Raw genomic sequence first — 18870 nt, forward strand, 5'->3', positions numbered from 1 at the left:
ACACCTATGCTCGTTAAACTAACTCATTACTACCCATTGTCTGACGAACTATTAAGACGTCTAAGATTGCATAACCAGCTAAGTAAGATATGACGACGAAGATTGCGTGTACGAATCAGAAGGGCGGTGTCGGGAAGACAACCACAGCGATCAACGTCGCTGGTGCATTGTCAGAGCGCGGTCACGATGTGCTCTTCATCGATCTTGATCCGCAAGGGCACGCAACCGAAGGGTTGGGACTCGGGCAAGCGTACGAATCCGAGCCCCCGCACCTAGGTACAGTCCTCGTCGATATCGGCGAGCAAGAACGCGTCAACGACCTCGTATACGAACATGAGGAGATGGACGTCCTCGCAGCGAACATCGATATGTTCACACTCGAAACCGATCTCACGGGGGCGATGCGGTCGCGCGAGCGCCTTGAGATGGTCCTCGACGAATTAGAATACGAATACGACTTCGTCGTTGTCGATTGTCCACCCTCACTCGGGCACCTTACCGACAACGCACTCCTCGCATGTGGGAATCTCCTCGTACCAGCACTCGCCGAAGGGACGAGTATCCGAGCCTTAGAAATCCTTTATGATCAAATCGACTCGCTCGAACAAGGCTACGAGACGACCATTCGAGAGGTCGGGCTCGTTGCGAACCGCGTCGAGACAGACGGCGAAGCTGAGGAGATGATGGAATGGTTCGAAGCGACGCTTGGAGACCAGATGCCTATCTGGGAGATTCGAAAGCGTGTTGCACTCAAGCGTGCCTGGAACGAGGGCGTCTCGATTTTTGCGCACAACGAAGAGTGCGACATGGAAGCCGTCTACTTGGACATTGCAAGCTATCTGGAGGATCTCGAATGAGCGACCGAAACGAGCGGTCTAGTCGGCTTCGACGTCGGTTCGATGATGATCCAGACGACGATGAATCTGAGACAGAGCAAGAGAAGACAGTGGCAGAATCTAAGACAGAATCGTCAGATAAGCCGTCTAAGAAATCTAAGACAGATATGCAGGCTGAGACAGCACAACCAGATGAACCCTCTGTGAAAGATCGACCGAGCGTGCTAATGTACCTCCCTGAGGACATCAGGCAGGAGCTCGACATCCGGTTTGACGAACTCAATGCCAAGTACAAACGTGAACACGGCGAAGCGTTAGAGAAGAATCGCGATTACTACCCTGCTGTCATTAAAGCCGGATTAGAAGGGAAAGACCTTGAAGACGTCTTAGATATCTAAGCTCTCTAAGAGAGACTCTGAGCAGTTCTACTGAAGCTATCAATGTAGAGAAATTACATGGACCTCTCCAAGGCTTGTCAGAAGCAGCGTGCTGAACTTAGAGGGTGTATTCAGCAGTCTTCACCCAATCGTTCTGTTCCTGCGAGGGCGAACTGGTCGGTAGATACAGAGCGTGGGTTTCTCGATTGATGATGGACTACCGTTGCGTCCTCGCCGTTACCGAAGCCCGAAGACGGCGAGGCACGTTATCCAGTCGTCTCCGTCCGGGTCTGGGACATCGATTGCCGCTGAGTACGCTCCCGCATTGAGCGTGACCGACTCGTTGATGTATCCAACGACCGTTTCGACGGTCCACGTCTCCGAATCACCGGCAGCAATCGTCAACTTTCCGCCGCCAGAACTCTGTTGTTCAATCTCGGACCAGCCGGACGCGCTCTTCTTCCACACCGACCACGAGTACGGGTTGAATGTGAGGTCGGTCTCTGACTCATTCGTGAGGGTTAGTTTGAGCGACTCGGGGGCGTCACTGACTGTCGGCGATGGAAGGAGGTACACCGAGGCAGCATCGGTCTTCACCGTCTGCGAACACACCGTCGCGTCGCCATTATCAGATGGAGGGCACTCGAAGCTGGCAATCTCATCCGCTGAGACTGGCGTTGTCGTTGGGTCTGTGGATTGTTCCGACCCGAAGGAGGTACAGCCACTCAGGAGAGCAATCCCTGTGCCTGCCGAGCAGAGAACTGCCCGCCGGGACCAAGGGCGTGTCATGGCAATAGTTCTATTTCTGACTGGTATATGTTTTGGGAGGAGGCCTGAACTCGCTGCGACACTCGCGCCCTGTATTCAGCACGGCCGCAGAAAGCTACCCGGTTGCTGTCAGAAGCGACCTGCAACACTCAGAGGGTGAGTTCAGCACCCCAGTTTTCTAATCTCAGCAATTTCTAAATAAGTCCCCTTCGATTACCTTCACATGGAAACTCGCTCTGCAGCAACCTCCCTCCGCTATGCTCTCGGTCGAGAGTATCTCAAACTCTACTCTGTAGTAATCGGTGGTGCAATAGTAATTGGCCTCAGCTGGCATCGCTTCTCGGTCTTGTTCGACCCGGTCGTACTATCTGGACAAATCTCGCTTGGTTTGGTTCTCCCTCAAGTTCTCATTGGTGGGGTACTGTTTCTTGTCGGGATACTAGCCGTACTAAGCGGGTGCACGGCCATCCTTCGCAAATCAATCAACGAACAAGTATAGCCAAGATACGACTTTTTGTGAGAGAGTTGTGCGAGACTTGCGCGCTGAGTTCACCTATGGAAATTCTGCTGGCTCAACTAACCACCGCTGGCGATAAAGTTGTTCGCACGATCTCACGTCTCTCGCTCTTCAACGGCGCGAAACCACTAGGCTGCGTGGTGATTGAGACCTCCACAACCGGTAGGCGGTCGGAACGAGTTCCGCTATAGCTGTCGCTCACGCTGGCTCCACCCGGCCACTGAGGGACGCCGGACCGGCGTCCCTCAGGTTCCCTTTCTCAGGCGCTCACCCCCGGTGGGTCGTAGACTTCCTCCCGGTCAAGCATGTGGTAAATCGATACCAGTAGCTTCCGCGCGGTTGCCACGATTGCTTTCTTGGAACTCTTGCGACTTGCCAAGCGGTCGTAGAACCGACGCAAGTACTCGTCGTTACAGGTGTGAACTGCGACGTACGTACACTGGACGAGGATCCATCGTACCCGTCCTGATCCTCGTTTCGAGATGCCACCCTCGAACCGCGAGTCGCCAGACTCGCGGATCACCGGGTTCAATCCCACGTAACTCACGACTTGTTTGTCCTCGTCGAACCGCTCGATCTCGCCGAGTTCAGCGTAGATCGTCAACGCTGAGTAGTAGCTGACACCAGGAATCGTCATCAGCAGCTGGGTCTCCTTCAGAGACCCAGCGCGTTCCTCGATCTCCAGTTCGAGCGACTCGATTTCAGCGGTGAGCGTCTCGATTATCGTCGCGTAGGAGTCTAACAACGAGTTCCACGGTGCCGGGAGCGAGAGTTCCCGCAGGAACTCTCGCCCCTCTACACTCAGCGGTTTCACGTCTTCAGTGATGCCGTGCTCAGAAAGCAACCCGTGAACTTTGTTCGCGTAGCTGGTTCGGTTTTCGACCAACTTCTGTCGCCCGCGCACGAGTGCGCGGGCTTTCCGAACCTCATCGGTAGGGACGTAACTCTCGGGGATGGAGTTGAGCCGAACCATCCGCGCGAGCTGTTTCGCATCAACGCGGTCGGTTTTCTTGTCTGAGTGAGCGATGAGCTTCAGTTTGCCAGGGTTGGCGACAACCACGTCCAAGTACTCTGAAAGAGTATCATGGACGTGGTAGTAATTGCTGGTTGCCTCGATCGCTGCTGTGGCTCCAGCGTAGCGCTGGGCGAGGTCGTCGAGGTTCGCGTTTTTGACGCGAACCTCTTCGACAAGCTCACCAGCCTGATCGATTACTGCCACTTGCGCGTACCGCTTGTGTAAGTCGATTCCGAGGTACATGGTTTGTTCCTCCGGGATGGGACGCCGGTGCGTGAACAGAAATTCACCTATGCGGGCTTTCCCGGATGCCGCCGAGCGGCATCCGGGCTGTCTCGCCCAAGTCTCGGCTTCCTGCGCACTCGGACCAGTCAGCACGACGTGCTCTCGGGCACGGAACTCAGCTCGGTCTCTTGCGCCCCATACTTTGTTCACGCGCTCTATGGGTAGCAGAATTTCCATCGAGTCAGCACGACCACAGAAACCTACCCGAAGGCTGTCAGGAGTGGCGTGCAACACTCAGAGGGTGTATGCAGCAATTCATCTCAGTGTGGATATGTGTAGTAGGATGTTGGGTCATTAGGCAACCACAGGATGTACATCTGAATCAGGGTGCAGCCAAAATACCACCAAGACTTTCATTGGTATGGCTTGTCATCTGGACGGCACGTATCTTGCTTTCCGATGCGTTCTATCTGATTGGTGTTGACAGTAATGACTGGGCGGGCTTGACGACAACCACTGAAATCAAAATATTCGTCGACGGATGATGTTGGTTCGTCACCGACGTGTGCTATAACCCAGATCGGTCCCGTAGTAACGAGATTTTGTCGTTCAAGTCTGCTGTTCGCGGGAACAGTGTATTCTTCTTCAAATATCGACTCTCGTTTGGCGTTTTCCACACGGACATGTACTACTCGACTTTCCTCGTCTGTATTAACAATAAGAAGACCTGTGGAAGGATACGATTCGAGAACACCAAGACAGCCGCTTAGTCCCACACAGAAGGTTGTAACGCTGACTTGGAGGAGTGCTCGCCGGGGAACCAAGGACATCATATGATTCCAACAGTATCTAAGCCAATAAAATTGATTCGTGAAGTCTCTGCACTACCAGTGGAGATCTGATTAGATGGCCGACTTGCGCCCTGAGTTCACCTATGGAAATTCTGCTGGCTCAACTAACCACCGCTGGCGATAAAGTTGTTCGCACGATCTCACGTCTCTCGCTCTTCAACGGCGCGAAACCACTAGGCTGCGTGGTGATTGAGACCTCCACAACCGGTAGGCGGTCGGAACGAGTTCCGCTATAGCTGTCGCTCACGCTGGCTCCACCCGGCCACTGAGGGACGCCGGTCCGGCGTCCCTCAGGTTCCCTTTCTCAGGCGCTCACCCCCGGTGGGTCGTAGACTTCCTCCCGGTCAAGCATGTGGTAAATCGATACCAGTAGCTTCCGCGCGGTTGCCACGATTGCTTTCTTGGAACTCTTGCGACTTGCCAAGCGGTCGTAGAACCGACGCAAGTACTCGTCGTTACAGGTGTGAACTGCGACGTACGTACACTGGACGAGGATCCATCGTACCCGTCCTGATCCTCGTTTCGAGATGCCACCCTCGAACCGCGAGTCGCCAGACTCGCGGATCACCGGGTTCAATCCCACGTAACTCACGACTTGTTTGTCCTCGTCGAACCGCTCGATCTCGCCGAGTTCAGCGTAGATCGTCAACGCTGAGTAGTAGCTGACACCAGGAATCGTCATCAGCAGCTGGGTCTCCTTCAGAGACCCAGCGCGTTCCTCGATCTCCATTTCGAGCGACTCGATTTCAGCGGTGAGCGTCTCGATTATCGTCGCGTAGGAGTCTAACAACGAGTTCCACGGTGCCGGGAGCGAGAGTTCCCGCAGGAACTCTCGCCCCTCTACACTCAGCGGTTTCACGTCTTCAGTGATGCCGTGCTCAGAAAGCAACCCGTGAACTTTGTTCGCGTAGCTGGTTCGGTTTTCGACCAACTTCTGTCGCCCGCGCACGAGTGCGCGGGCTTTCCGAACCTCATCGGTAGGGACGTAACTCTCGGGGATGGAGTTGAGCCGAACCATCCGCGCGAGCTGTTTCGCATCAACGCGGTCGGTTTTCTTGTCTGAGTGAGCGATGAGCTTCAGTTTGCCAGGGTTGGCGACAACCACGTCCAAGTACTCTGAAAGAGTATCATGGACGTGGTAGTAATTGCTGGTTGCCTCGATCGCTGCTGTGGCTCCAGCGTAGCGCTGGGCGAGGTCGTCGAGGTTCGCGTTTTTGACGCGAACCTCTTCGACAAGCTCACCAGCCTGATCGATTACTGCCACTTGCGCGTACCGCTTGTGTAAGTCGATTCCGAGGTACATGGTTTGTTCCTCCGGGATGGGACGCCGGTGCGTGAACAGAAATTCACCTATGCGGGCTTTCCCGGATGCCGCCGAGCGGCATCCGGGCTGTCTCGCCCAAGTCTCGGCTTCCTGCGCACTCGGACCAGTCAGCACGACGTGCTCTCGGGCACGGAACTCAGCTCGGTCTCTTGCGCCCCATACTTTGTTCACGCGCTCTATGGGTAGCAGAATTTCCATCGAGTCAGCACGACCGAAGAAACCTATCACAGATTGAGGGGTAACCGAGAGCAATGAGATACAGAGGAACAGGAGCGCACCGGAGAGCGTTTTTCTGCCCCCGAAGGGTGCGGGGCGTCACACACATCGCGTCCCGAGAACCACAATGCACCAACTCATCTACGCGCTCGTTGAAGCACCGAATCGAGACGATGCCCTCGCCAGCGGTAACGCAGCGTTCGACCGACTCGTCGGCGTCGGCCCCGACAACGTCGCCGTCTTTGATTATTACGTCACGTTCGACGACGAGACGACGTCTGTCGCCGGGAAGGCCCGCTGGGGTGAATTACCTGTCGTGGCCCCGGTCGATTCCGACGAGGGAGCTGAACTCCTTGAACGAGGATGGAGCGCAACGATCGAAGAGTTCGAGCGGAATCTCGAACGAGTGCGAACCGCCGTCGAGGAGTTCAGCACTGAGGAACTCATGCGCGACAAAGAGCTCGCTCGACACGCCTGCTACAATCTCGGAGCCTACCGTGGCCCGTCGCTCTTCCTGTACGACGAGTACGGCGGGGCGATTCGCCATCGCGACCAGCTCGAGCGTGTCCTCGAATCCGACAATCAGGTGTGGATCATCCCGGCGGACGTCCATTACTGACGACAAGCAGAGTAGAAGGAGCTGAGAGTCCCCTTAACCAACAGAATCCGAAGAGGCGGGGCTTCGTTGGTTAAGCGGCCGCAAACTTGTGTGAGGTTAGTTAATGGAAAAGACAACTCGGTAGGGAAATGTCCCACCATCGCCAGTAGTAGTCGAAATTCCCACGTTACCCTCGATAATGTACGTTCCCGGATCGAGGTCTGACTGATCGAGAACGAACGATTGCCCGAGGCTTTGCTTCGGGAGCAACTGGGCAGAAAGTCCAATGTCGAGTATCATCGTCACCTCCCGGCCTTCGGTTTTGACATACTCGCTCGTTTTGTAGGCGTCAGACCAAAGGACGTGAGTGGTCTGAGGCGCATCGAACGGATGGAAATACAGTACGCCAAACGGCTTTGGAGCACCGCATTCAACCCGTATCGGAGCGAGTCCGTCGTTTGTGAGTGTCAATTCAAGCACGCTACCCGTTTCAGGATGTGTGTCGGTAACTGCCGCGTTCAGCGAGACTGGAAGCGGTTCTCGCTTTTCGACGTACGTCGTGTAGAAGATCCCATCAAGATAGACGTACTGATGAGAATCTAATTGTGTGAGGAGTTCTTCGGGTGGGTCAGAAAGTGGAAACAACCCATTCTTCTGACCAGCTGTACGGATAATGTCTCTCAGTGCTGGTGACGCAGTCGACGCATCCCAGATCGGCTCTGAAGAAAGTTCAGCTGGAGAGATACGCTGAGCCGACAGTGAATATGGTGGACCCGAGTCATCTACCGAGACCGTGAAAGCAAGCAGTTGGTTCTCAAAGTGAACCGCATCGTATGTCTCGAAAAATTCTTCGAGCGACGGCCAAATATAGCCAAGTTTCATTCCCTCCTGCTGTGCCACTCGCATGAGACCTGTCATTCGCTTCCCGTCGTGGGTAACAGCCTCTCGGTAGGCCTCGAACGACGCAATGTCTCCGGACACATCAGCTGTTGAAACTGCTTTCGCAGTAATCGTATATGTTGGAAACGTATTCGACAGTCGGTAGTACTCACCGTTAGTGCGAAAATAGGGAGTCGCACTCACAAACTCGACCACCCAAGTCGGCAATTCAGTTGTCTCGTATGTCCCCTCGAGTGCCTCGGTGAGCAAGTCTTGTGTTTGCTGGTCAAACGAAGAATAGGCAGGGACGTTCGCCGTCGGTGAGTTGCCAAGGTCGTTCAATCGAATAGCGTGTGTGAATGTTTCTACGCGATTCACCGTAACGGGGTGATTTCCAGCAGCCATTGGATCACTAGAGGAGGGTTGGCTCAAACAACCGCTTGCCAGGGCGGTCCCAGCGACGATTGTTTGGAGGGCAGTGCGGCGGTTCATACGCACCCATATTGTCAGTAATATATGGGCTTTCTGTAGGAACAAACGGAGACTAGTCTCACCCATGCGTCCTCAGAGAGGACACGAGATACGCAAGGCAATCGTATAGACAAAACTCTCGCGTGGGAGTTTTTCACCCCAAGAGGGGTGCGGGGGACAGAGAACCCTCGTTAGACCAATGACTGACGACAACCCAACAGCGACGGAATCGAATCGAGAGGACGCAACTCAGACGGAATACGTCGAGCGCAGCGACGTTGGTGTCTCGTTGACGGTGAAACTGAAACGTGGAACGGCGACGAGAGATCAAGACGAACTGACGGCCAAGGTCAAGGCACGAACGCTTGCTGAGGCCCGTGACGACATGGACACGCTGCGAGCGTATCTGCACGACCTCGCCGAAGACGTTCGGCAGATTCAACCCGACGACGAGACAGAGTAGAGCGCTCGGAGAACTGGTTTTTCGCGCCACCAGATGACTGGAGGCGAAACTCAATGAGCAACGACTCAACCGAACCAACAGCATCGACTGGCCTCACACCCGAGCAGCGTCTCGAAGCACCGACCACCCACCTCGTCGACGCAGGAATCGCGACCATACACGACATGGCCACGCTTCGAGCCTGTGTCGCCTACGAGAACGCGAAGCAACAACGTGTGCGGATTCTCCGGCGGCTCGCAGAGCGGGCACAAGAGATTCGGACACAGGAGGAATGAATCGAGCTCGGTAGCCAGCTGTGCAGTGTTCGCGTTTGTGGACAGGTTCTCTGGGGACGCCACTCATCGTACTGTGATGACACAGCATCACTCCAAGAAGTCTGAGTGGGCGCAGCGGCATCGAAAGGCATTGACGACTCGGCATTCCCACGAGGACGTGCTGACCGACCGAGAGTTCGAGTTGCTTCTGGAAGCGTGCTCGAAATTGCCCAGTCCTCGGGATTTCCAAGCGCGTTTTATCTGTTTGATTGCAGGGCGACTGGGGCTGAGAGCAGGCGAGATTTCGCATCTCGATACGACGTGGCTCGACTGGGATCGGATGCTCATTCGGATTCCACAGCACGAACCCTGTGCCTGTGGATACTGTCGTCGACAATCCGCCCAGGAAGCGACACGCCACGACGACCTCACAGAAGAAGAGGCATTGGAGCTTCGATGGCATCCGAAGACCGTCGCATCCGCCAGAGCAATCCCCTTTGACCTCTCGCTCCGCGTCGAACTCTGCATCGAGCGCTTCGCCAATCGCTACGACTCCTTCCCGCGCTCCCGCTCGACAGTCAACAGGCGTGTCCAAGAAGCAGCGGAGTATGCCGACCTCCGTGGTCGTGTGTATCCACACTGTCTGCGAGCGACTGCTGCCAGCTTCCACGCCTACAAAGGAGTCGCGCCTGTTCCACTCCAGGCGTTGATGGGCTGGAGCGACCTTGCCACTGCGCAAAAGTACATCCGGATTTCGGGAACCGCTACTGCTGACGCCCTCCGGCAAGTGCACCATCGCTAGGTGCTCTCTCGATACTGGAGACATTTTTCGAGCCTCAGAGGGCTGGAGGCTCGATTCAATGAGCAAACGACCAGACATCTCGGTGCATCAGCAGACAGTTTTTGATGACGACGGCCAACTCGAAGTGACCGAAACGAGCGTCGAAACCTCGCTCGAAGACTTCGGCGCAGAAGTCGATCATCACAACCGCGAGTCACGACTCGACCAACCAGCGGCGAGCGAATTCGGCGTCGACGACCGACCGGAAGTGACCCGTTCATCTGAGGGTGACCAGTCAGCGCTTTTTGCAGATCTCGACGAGAACCAGCAGACGCTCGCCGGCAACGAGGCGGCCGCTCGCTGCTTATTCGAGAAGTAACCAACAGAGTGGGCCTAATCCGGTCTTGTTGGTTAATGCATCCCACAGTAGTGTTTTTCCGCCCCTGAGAGCTGCGGGGCGGCAGAGTCCCGCAGGAGACTCCCTGTGTCCATTCACGACTTCTCCGGCGCAACCAGCGACAGCGCGACAAACACCTACGCCGACGCTCGACAGGCCGAGTATGTGGCATTTCTCCATCGCGTCCCATTTGCCATCGACGCGTTGAACCTCGGCTTCCTCACCGGCTTTCGAGAGGACTGCAGCTACCAACAACAGCAGTTTCTCGATCTCGACCTCCCAGTCGGCATGCTCGACAACGACTTCAGAAATCCAGATCTCGACCGCTACACGGAACGAGTCCTGGACCACGAACCCGACGTCGGTATCATCGGCGACGCCTACGATCGTGCAGAGGCCCAGTCGTACGTTCGGGCGGTGCGAGACCTGCACGAGCGCGTTCCCGACACGCAGTTCGTCATCGTGCCGAAATGCAAAGCGGCACTTGAGGAGATACCAGACGACATCGTCGTCGGTTACTCCCGTGGCTACGCGGATATTCTGGCACACGAATTTTCTGATCCGGTTGACTGGCGAGGCCGTCGAGTCCACATCCTCGGAGGCAGTCCACCCAAGCAACTCACTGTCATCGACCAACTCACACAACCGACGCTGACAGGCGACCCGCCTGCCGACATCGTCGGCCTCGATTGGAACGGACTCCATCGCGGTGCGCAGTTCGGCGAGTTCTGGACGGACAGTGGGTGGGACGACAGCGGTCGCGACGCCGACCACTTGACGGTTCGAGCAACGGTCCGGCACGGGCTTGGTCACATCCGTTCGTTTTGGGAGAGTCAAGGCGTCTGGCCGAAGAGACCGACTGAGTGCGTCGGCCAGATGCAGTATCAACCTCCGACGCCAGCAGATCTTCACTCATCGGCCTGCGTCGAGTGTGAAGACGACGTCTGGACGGGGTCGCGTGGCCCATTCGTCGCGGAGTACGATACTGGAGAGATTTGTGGATACTGCTGTTACGACTGTTACTTCATCCATCGTACTCGGAACCATCTCGAGGAAGTCATGGGCGAAGCCAGTGTCTATATTCCGCCCCCGTCGCGATAGCTCGCCCGAACCAGATATGCTGTGACTACGTACCAAGAGCACTCGGCTATTACCAAGCAGTGGTAAGCACACCTCGCCTCAGAATCGGGTGGCCGTTGGTTCAAATCCGACAGGGCGCATAAAGCCGATTTTAGCAGAATTCGTTCTACGACGCTGACAGCCGAGTTGTCTCCGCATCATCTCGTTGCTTAAAAGCGGAGGACAAGGTATCGAGCCGAGTGCTTTTGAGCAACAGGAAGAGGACCTTTTGTAAATTTTGTCTTTGATTTGTCATTTTTATCCCACAGTTCCACTATTCTCCACTAGCAAACCTTTTCTTTAGATACATCTAATTACTACTCATGGTGACGCCTAAAGTCGAAGATTATCTGAAGACCATTTACGGGCTTCAGGAGGACGACACGCGAGTCGCACCATCAGCGATTGCGACCGCGATGGGGGTCAAACCACCAACTGTGACGACGATGTTGAAGCGGATGCACGATGATGGGTTTGTCGACTACGAACGGTATCAGGGTGCTCAACTCACGACTCGTGGTGAAGAACGTGCGCTCGAAACACTCCGACACCATCGCTTGCTTGAACTGTTCTTAACAGAGCACCTCGGGTACGACTGGGCTGACGTCCACGACGAAGCTGATGTATTAGAACACTACATCAGCGAGAAATTGGAAGCGCGGATTGCAGCGCTTCTTGGCTTCCCCACGGTCGACCCACATGGGGCACCAATCCCTACTGTCAACCTCGAAATTCGACAGGACGGGGGTCGACAATCACTCGAACAGTGCGAAGAACGAAGTGTTGTCGTCGTTTCCGAAGTTCGAGATCAAAGTCCCGACGTGTTGGACTATCTCGCAGAGGTTGGTGTGTCTCTTGGCACATTCCTCACGGTAACCGAGGTCACTCCATTCGGACTACTCACCCTCGAAGTGAACGAAACCGGCGAGCAATTTTCGCTTCCCGATGAGACCGCAGCAACCATCTCCGTCACACGATTTGAAGCGACTTCAACCAACGAGTCCGGGCAGTTCAGCGAGGCACAATAGATGCCATCATTAGATTATAAACGAGCAGCAGAACTCACAGATGAGTTAGAGCATAGATTAGTCGACTCTCTTGAATCGGATTTCAAGACCACTCGCCGTGCAGTCCTCGGAGGAATCGGGCTAGCAGGCAGTGCCGCTCTCATGGGTACTGGACGGGCAGACAGCGAGGGTCAGGGTCACGGCGGCGGCTCACACGGGAACTTCGGTGCAGCCGGTGAGTACAGCGACCTTGATTTCGATCCTCACGAGTTCCTCTACCAGTTCAATACAGGTCGTGGCGAACAGGAGAACGTTCCCCAGGATACCTACGAGGAGAACGGTCGGACGGTCCGCGAATTCACTTTCCAAGCGATCGATACCACAGTCACCATCGCCCCTGGAATTGAGTTCCCTGCCTGGGCATACAACGGCCAGGTCCCGGGGCCGACGATTCGTGCAGTTGAAGGCGATTTGATTCGCGTAAAATTCGAGAACCTCGGACGCCACGCCCACACCATCCACCCCCATCTTCGGAACCTTAACCCCGATATGGACGGAATTCCGCAGAACGGACCTGGTGTGCTTAACACGGGTGAATCATTCACGTACGAGTGGATTGTCCAACCAGCCGGGGTTCACTTCTATCACTGCCACTCGCTCCCGCTGAAAGAGCACATCCACCGAGGTCTGTACGGGGCAATCATCATCGATCCCGATCCGGAGCGTGTCGCCCAGCGACCGGAGGAATACTGTGACTTCCACCGCTCGCAGATCACCGACGAACTTCGCGCGGAACTCGTCGCCGAGGCGAAGACGCGGAACCACGAGTATCCCGAGAACGACGAAGTCAACGAGATGGTGATGGTCATGAACGGCTTCGACACAAACTTCGACGGCGGTAACGAGGTGTACGCAGCCAATACGCGGGCATTCGCCTACGGTGTTGGCGGTACTGACGGCCGAGGGAACTGGAAAGCTGGGGAAACCAAGCGCCCGATTCAAATCGACAAGAATCAACGTCAGCGGGTTTATCTGATCAACGCAATCGAGTTCGACCTCATCAACTCGTTCCATACTCACTCGCAGTTTTTCGACTACTACGACCACGGAACGACACTGACGCCGACTAGTAAGAAGATTGACACAGTCATGCAGTGTCAGGCACAGCGCGGCATCATCGAACTGGACTACTCCAACCACGACCCGGGGCTGTACATGTTCCACGCGCACCAGTCCGAGTTCGCTGAACTTGGTTGGATGAGCTTCTTCGAGGTGGTCTAAATGAGCAAACCGAACACCGACGGCGGCACAACGGTGAACCGAGCCGATCGTCCACTTGGACTCCCCAAGTGGGCCGCAGCACTGCTTCCAATCCTCCTCTTGGGACTTATCGCTGGAGGATTCTTCGCGGCGACGCCGTTCGCATCACTCGACACCGGCGGAGAACCACTTCCTGACGTATCGGTGACGCATACGACCTTGCCGAACGACGAGACTGTGGTCGTCCACGTCACGAATAACGGGCCGAAGGAAGTGACGATCTCACAGGTTCTCGTCGCTGAGGCGTACTGGAACTTCGACGTTCAGGGTGCAGGCGGAGACAACACCCTTGCCCCACGTGAGAGCGCAGAAGTCGTTGTCCCGTACCACTGGAACCCTGGGTGGGACCTCGAAGTCGCACTGATGCTTTCGGACGGCAGCACGGTCCACCACACCATCGTTGCACCCAACCAGTCACCGGGTCTGACGACCGATCTGTTGCTGACGATGGCCGTCATCGGCCTATTCGTCGGTGTCATCCCCGTCGCGCTCGGGATGTTGTGGTTCCCGTTCCTGCAGTCGATGAGCGACCGGTGGCTCCACGCCATCCTCGCCTTCTCGGCGGGTATCCTCGCGTTCCTCGCCATCGACGCCGGATTCGAGGCGTTCGAACTCGGTGAACAAGTTCCCGGTGCGTTCGAAGGGACTGCCCTCGTCGCACTCGGAATCATCGGTGCACTGCTCGCCGTCCAATCCGTCAGCGCATGGCGGAAAGGCCGCGCTGCTGCTGGCGACGCTCGCGCACAGAGCGGGCTGTGGGTCGCCTATCTGGTCGCGCTCGGAATTGGTCTACACAACCTCGCCGAAGGGTTAGCCATCGGGAGTTCATTCGCACTCGGCCGTGTTTCGCTTGGCGCGTTCCTCGTCATCGGCTTCATGCTCCACAACGTGACTGAAGGTCCAGCCGTCGTCGCACCTGTTGCACGTGGTGAGCGTCCAAGTATCTTCCACTTCCTCGGATTGGGATTCCTCGCAGGCGCTCCGGTCATCCTCGGTGGCTGGCTCGGAAGCCTCGCCTTCTCGCCGACGCTTGGGGCGTTCTTCCTCGCCATCGGTGTGGGGGCAATCCTGCAGGTCATCTGGGAACTGCACGGCATGATCAGTCGGAACGGACGGGCAGCGTCGGCGCTAAACCTCGTGACGTTCCTCGTGGGGCTCGTCGTGATGTACGTCACCGACCTCTTTGTCGCACTCTAAATCCCCCCATCCCAACCTCTATACAAGATATGAACCGACGACAAGTACTTCGACTCGGCGGGGCGGCACTCGTAGCGACGGCTTCTGCGGGCTGCTTGTCCGCCGGTGGGTCAGAGAACGTGAAGCGTGTCTCAATGACCGACAACTTCGGATTCGATCCGAAGCGGCTCACGATTAGCGTTGGCACACGAGTGAAATGGACGAACGAGAGTGACGTTGGGCACACAGTGACTGCTTACGATGGTCAAATACCCGCTGAGTCGGAGTACTTCGCCAGCGGTGAGTTCGACTCTGAGAAGGCCGCACGAAACAACGTCAGTGAGGGTCTCATCGCGTCTGGAGAAGTATACGAGCATACTTTCGAGGTCACTGGAACGTACGAGTATGTGTGTATCCCCCACGAAAGTTCTGGGATGACTGGGACTGTGGTCGTCAAATAGTCTATCCGGTGTCCATATATCGGCTATTCCGGAGGTCATACAAGAATTTCTGTAGAGGTGTACGCTACTCGCCGAGACTCCACAGTTTATCACTGTGGCAGATGACCGGAATTATATGGCGACGGAATCGGAGGAGAGCGTGCGTGTTTGGCTCGTCGAACGGACGTACTCCGACGACGAACAGAATCTGATCATCCTTACCTACGCAACTCCTGATGGCAAGCACTATTTCAGAAAAGAGCGAGCCCTGACGTCGTTCGGTGACGTGCGCGATACGACTGCCGCTGTCGAAGCGGTGCCTGATAACCTCGGTTCTGTTGACGAGCCAGATCTCCGAGAACAGTACGCCACCGAGGCCCAGCGAATGCAGAGCGTACACGATCCAGACGACGTGATCTGATCCCCGTCAACGCTGGGCAGCACCGACCCACGTGTTATATCCAGCCGCCCCTTACGCGTTGGTATGCGTGAACTCGTCTTCGCCCTCGAATACGAACCGGGGTGCAATAGGGTGGCAGACACCCTCGCCGACCACTCCGACGCCCGGGTTCGCTCGCTCTCGCTGCACGCCACTGCCGAGCGTCTCTGGCGGGTCGACCACGCCACCGGAACCCCCGAGGCGCTTGATGCCATCGAGGACGCCTTTCTCACCGGCGACTACTACGCCGACTGTCTGGCGACTGAGGATTGCGGCGCCACGCAGACCACCCGCATCCTCGACCGCGCGGATGAAACACTTATTCTCTACTCTGACTGGGAGCGCACTCCTGCCTGCGCCTCAGTTCCCCATATCGCTCGCGACCATCTCGGCGACGGCGTTCTGTTCGATACCCGTCATGAGGGACGCCACTACACATGGCGGCTCATCCACCCCGGTGAAGGCGACGTAGCGGCGTTCTTTGACGCCCTCGAAGCCGCCGTTGGGGAGTGTGCCCAGATGGAGATGCTCCGCACAGCGGACACGACGACAGCAGCTGGGAGGAGCGACGGAACACCGAGTGGATTACCTCCTGCCCAAGAGGCCGCTCTGCAGGCCGCCGTCGAACACGGCTACTACGAGTCACCCCGCGAGGTTGACGTCGGCGAGCTCGCCGAGCATCTCGACGTGCCCCGGTCGACGCTCACCTACCGACTCCGTCGGGCAGAGGAACACTTGGCGAAGCAGCACGTCGCCGGCGAGCGGGTCACGGAAGAACGGCTGGTATCGCGCTGACGCGGAGTTTGGAATATTCCAACAAAGACATATCGAACTCCCGCTCCTACCGTGAGTTGATGACAGAGAATCCGGATGCGGATACAGCGGGGCCGCCGAACGGCGGCGGGCAGCGAAGAGAGCTGTCCGTCCGCCTCACCGTCCCCGAGATGGACTGTCCGTCGTGTGCCCAGAAAGTCGACAAGAGCCTTCAGCGCGTCGACGGCGTCGTCGACGCCACGCTCCAACCGACCACCGGCACGGCAAACGTCACATACGACCCCGACCGCGTCACCGAGGCTGACGTCGTCCAAGCCATCGAGAACGCCGGCTACGAAGTCGTCAGCGGCGGCGGCGCAAAAGGGTCATCAAACGACGAGTTGGGGATTGCCCCCCCGTCGGAAGTCTGGACAAGTTCGCGCGCTATCAAGACGTGGATCGGCGCAGCGTTCGTCACACTCGGGCTGCTCTTCGAGTTCGTCCTCACGGGACAAAACCTCGCCGTCGCAAGTGTGCTCGACTATCCGCTTCACGTTGCAGACGGGCTCTTCCTCGTCGCGATTGTCACCAGCGGCTACCCGGTCGTTCGCGGAGGCTACTACTCGGCAAAGAATCTGAGCCTCGACATCGACCTGCTAATGGGAACGGCCATCATCGCCGCCACCGGTATCGGCTACTTCGTCGAGGCCGCCACGCTGGCTGTCTTGTTCAGCATCGCCGAGCTGCTCGAGGATTACGCGATGGACCGGGCCCGGGACTCCCTCCGCGAACTGATGGAGCTGTCGCCCGACGAGGCGACCGTCCGCCGCGACGGTGAGGAGGTGACCGTCCCCGCCGACGAGGTTGACGTCGGCGAGACGGTGATCGTCCGGCCCGGCGAGAAGATTCCGCTCGACGGCACCATCGTCGACGGTGGAAGTGCAGTCGACGAGTCCCCCATCACCGGAGAGAGCGTCCCCGTCGACAAGAGCGTCGGCGACGAGATCTATGCCGGCAGTATCAACGAGGAGGGCTACCTCGAGTTCGAGGCCACTGCGCCCGCCTCCGAGTCGACGCTCTCACAAATCATCGAAATGGTACAGGGCGCACAGGAGAAGAAGACCGAGAAGGAGCAGTTCGTCGACCGGTTTTCGGGGTACTACACGCCGACGATCGTCGTCTTGGCGATCCTGACCGCCGTGCTGCCGCCGCTACTCATCAGCGGGAGCGCCACTGTCAGTCTCGCCGGCTTCTCACACACCTTCAGCGGAAGCTGGCAGACCTGGTTCATTCGTGGACTTACCCTGCTGGTGATCGCGTGTCCGTGTGCGTTCGTCATCTCAACGCCCGTCTCCGTGGTGTCAGGGATTACGAGCGCCGCGAAGAACGGCGTCCTGATTAAGGGCGGCAACTACCTGGAAGCGATGGGCGAGGTCGACGCCGTCGCCCTCGACAAGACAGGAACGCTCACGAAGGGCGAACTCACCGTCACCGACGTCGTTCCGGTCGACGACACCGATGAGGCGACGCTGCTCCGTCACGCCGCCGGATTGGAGCGCCGGAGCGAACACCCTATCGCGGCGGCGATTCTCGCTCGCGCCGATGAGGCAGGCGTGGACGAGCTGTCTGACCCGACGGACTTCGAGAGCCTGACGGGTAAGGGTATCCGCGGCGAGATCGACGGCAAGACGTACTACGCGGGCAAGCCTGCACTGTTCGAGGACCTGGGGTTCGATCTCTCGCGAACCCGGTCAGCGGCCGACGGCGGCGTTCCCAAGGTGGATGCGGTCGAGACTGACGACCGAACATTCGCTGAGGACGCACTCGCCGCGCTGGAGCGGGAGGGCAAGACGGTCGTCATCGTCGGTACGGAGTCGGAGCTACTGGGTGCGATCGCTATCGCCGACGAGGTGCGCCCTGCCTCGAAGCGCGCTGTCGAGCGCCTGCATGCGCTTGGCGTGGAGCGTGTGGTGATGCTGACTGGCGACAACGAGGGAACCGCCCGCGCCATCGCCGAGCAGGTCGGCGTCGACGAATACCGTGCCGAACTCCTGCCGGACGAGAAGGTCGACGCCGTCGAGGAGTTGCAGGCTGAGTATGGCGACGTTGCGATGGTCGGCGATGGCATCAACGACGCGCCCGCGCTGGCGACCGCCGACATCGGTATCGCGATGGGCGCGGCCGGCACCGACACCGCCCTTGAGACGGCCGACATCGCACTGATGGGCGACGACGTCGGAAAGCTCCCCTACCTGTACGACCTGTCGCACACGGCCAACGGCGTGATTCGGCAGAACATCTGGACGAGTCTCGGGGTGAAATTCCTGCTCGCGATCGGCGTACCGCTGGGACTCGTGAGCGTTGCAGTGGCCGTGGTCGTCGGCGATATGGGCATGAGTCTCGGGGTTACTGGGAACGCGATGCGGTTGTCGCGGATGAAGCCCGATCGGTTCTTCGACGCCTAAGAAGTGAACTTCTGAACAGCACTTGGCAGCACACCTTTTCGATCTTCCCCTATCCGAGAACACCGGGGGGTGTACTTAGGCAGCCGCGGGCACGGTTCGGTTGTCACCGAGTAATCCCAGATATGACTAGCCTCGTAACCGAGTGCTTTCTCGAACTCGAGAGAGTTTTTCTGCCCCCG

The 18870-nt window shown here is 57.4% G+C and carries 19 protein-coding genes; 15 read left to right on the plus strand and 4 right to left on the minus strand.

The genetic code is table 11. The annotated features are described in order from the left end of the window. Window positions 1-89: 89 nt before the first annotated feature. Both EOHIBHHM_RS23750 and EOHIBHHM_RS23755 read left to right on the plus strand, forming a co-directional pair. Window positions 90-857, plus strand: coding sequence for a ParA family protein (locus EOHIBHHM_RS23750; protein ID WP_497258469.1), 768 nt, complete (start codon window positions 90-92; stop codon window positions 855-857). Beyond that, the gene (locus EOHIBHHM_RS23755) at window positions 854-1234 is read left to right on the plus strand and encodes a DUF8160 family protein (protein ID WP_497258471.1); all 381 of its coding nucleotides are present in this window, start codon (window positions 854-856) and stop codon (window positions 1232-1234) included. The genes EOHIBHHM_RS23750 and EOHIBHHM_RS23755 overlap by 4 nt, the downstream gene beginning before the upstream one ends. 216 nt (window positions 1235-1450) lie before the next feature. Here EOHIBHHM_RS23755 and EOHIBHHM_RS23760 read toward each other — a convergent pair whose 3' ends face one another. The 3 genes from EOHIBHHM_RS23760 to EOHIBHHM_RS23770 all read right to left on the minus strand — a co-directional run bounded on the left by EOHIBHHM_RS23760 (window position 1451) and on the right by EOHIBHHM_RS23770 (window position 5892). After that, window positions 1451-2002: a hypothetical protein gene (locus EOHIBHHM_RS23760; protein ID WP_497258473.1), complete on the minus strand. Its 552-nt coding sequence runs from the start codon at window positions 2000-2002 to the stop codon at window positions 1451-1453. Window positions 2003-2757: 755 nt separating this feature from the next. Continuing rightward, complete coding sequence (locus EOHIBHHM_RS23765; protein ID WP_497258475.1) at window positions 2758-3756, minus strand: IS110 family RNA-guided transposase; 999 nt, start codon at window positions 3754-3756, stop codon at window positions 2758-2760. Window positions 3757-4893: 1137 nt separating this feature from the next. Then, on the minus strand, window positions 4894-5892 hold the full coding sequence (locus EOHIBHHM_RS23770; protein ID WP_497251491.1) for an IS110 family RNA-guided transposase: 999 nt from the start codon (window positions 5890-5892) through the stop codon (window positions 4894-4896). A 364-nt stretch (window positions 5893-6256) separates the two neighbouring features. On the opposite strand from EOHIBHHM_RS23770, the gene EOHIBHHM_RS23775 reads away from it, so the two are divergent. Next, complete coding sequence (locus EOHIBHHM_RS23775) at window positions 6257-6748, plus strand: DUF7995 family protein (RefSeq protein WP_497258477.1); 492 nt, start codon at window positions 6257-6259, stop codon at window positions 6746-6748. A gap of 96 nt (window positions 6749-6844) precedes the next feature. Here EOHIBHHM_RS23775 and EOHIBHHM_RS23780 read toward each other — a convergent pair whose 3' ends face one another. Beyond that, a complete protein-coding gene (locus tag EOHIBHHM_RS23780) occupies window positions 6845-8098 on the minus strand; it encodes a DUF8130 domain-containing protein (RefSeq protein ID WP_497258479.1) in 1254 nt (417 codons plus the stop codon). A gap of 178 nt (window positions 8099-8276) precedes the next feature. Between EOHIBHHM_RS23780 and EOHIBHHM_RS23785 the strand changes: the two genes are divergently transcribed. The 12 genes from EOHIBHHM_RS23785 (at window position 8277) to EOHIBHHM_RS23840 (ending at window position 18691) form a co-directional block, all read left to right on the plus strand. Continuing rightward, window positions 8277-8540, plus strand: a complete 264-nt coding sequence (locus EOHIBHHM_RS23785) for a DUF7389 domain-containing protein (protein ID WP_497258481.1) — start codon at window positions 8277-8279, stop codon at window positions 8538-8540. Between the two features lie 53 nt (window positions 8541-8593). After that, the gene (locus EOHIBHHM_RS23790) at window positions 8594-8815 is read left to right on the plus strand and encodes a DUF8129 domain-containing protein (protein ID WP_497258483.1); all 222 of its coding nucleotides are present in this window, start codon (window positions 8594-8596) and stop codon (window positions 8813-8815) included. 76 nt (window positions 8816-8891) lie between these two features. Then, complete coding sequence (locus EOHIBHHM_RS23795; RefSeq protein WP_497258485.1) at window positions 8892-9596, plus strand: tyrosine-type recombinase/integrase; 705 nt, start codon at window positions 8892-8894, stop codon at window positions 9594-9596. Window positions 9597-9654: 58 nt separating this feature from the next. Beyond that, window positions 9655-9954 (plus strand): hypothetical protein, encoded by a 300-nt coding sequence (locus EOHIBHHM_RS23800; RefSeq protein WP_497258487.1) that lies wholly within the window; start codon window positions 9655-9657, stop codon window positions 9952-9954. A gap of 105 nt (window positions 9955-10059) precedes the next feature. Beyond that, window positions 10060-11073, plus strand: a complete 1014-nt coding sequence (locus tag EOHIBHHM_RS23805; RefSeq protein ID WP_497258489.1) for a DUF6610 family protein — start codon at window positions 10060-10062, stop codon at window positions 11071-11073. 341 nt (window positions 11074-11414) lie between these two features. Then, complete coding sequence (locus EOHIBHHM_RS23810; RefSeq protein WP_497258491.1) at window positions 11415-12119, plus strand: metal-dependent transcriptional regulator; 705 nt, start codon at window positions 11415-11417, stop codon at window positions 12117-12119. Beyond that, a complete protein-coding gene (locus EOHIBHHM_RS23815) occupies window positions 12120-13379 on the plus strand; it encodes a multicopper oxidase domain-containing protein (RefSeq protein ID WP_497258493.1) in 1260 nt (419 codons plus the stop codon). After that, the gene (locus EOHIBHHM_RS23820) at window positions 13380-14615 is read left to right on the plus strand and encodes a ZIP family metal transporter (protein WP_497258495.1); all 1236 of its coding nucleotides are present in this window, start codon (window positions 13380-13382) and stop codon (window positions 14613-14615) included. It abuts the gene before it with no gap. 134 nt (window positions 14616-14749) lie between these two features. Continuing rightward, complete coding sequence (locus EOHIBHHM_RS23825) at window positions 14750-15055, plus strand: plastocyanin/azurin family copper-binding protein (RefSeq protein ID WP_497258497.1); 306 nt, start codon at window positions 14750-14752, stop codon at window positions 15053-15055. A gap of 115 nt (window positions 15056-15170) precedes the next feature. Further along, the gene (locus tag EOHIBHHM_RS23830; protein WP_497258499.1) at window positions 15171-15455 is read left to right on the plus strand and encodes a DUF7967 family protein; all 285 of its coding nucleotides are present in this window, start codon (window positions 15171-15173) and stop codon (window positions 15453-15455) included. A 63-nt stretch (window positions 15456-15518) separates the two neighbouring features. After that, complete coding sequence (locus EOHIBHHM_RS23835; RefSeq protein ID WP_497258501.1) at window positions 15519-16268, plus strand: helix-turn-helix domain-containing protein; 750 nt, start codon at window positions 15519-15521, stop codon at window positions 16266-16268. 59 nt (window positions 16269-16327) lie between these two features. Then, window positions 16328-18691, plus strand: coding sequence for a heavy metal translocating P-type ATPase (locus tag EOHIBHHM_RS23840; RefSeq protein ID WP_497258503.1), 2364 nt, complete (start codon window positions 16328-16330; stop codon window positions 18689-18691). Window positions 18692-18870: the final 179 nt, after the last annotated feature.

It is taken from the genome of Halogranum roseipondis (genome assembly GCF_059695585.1).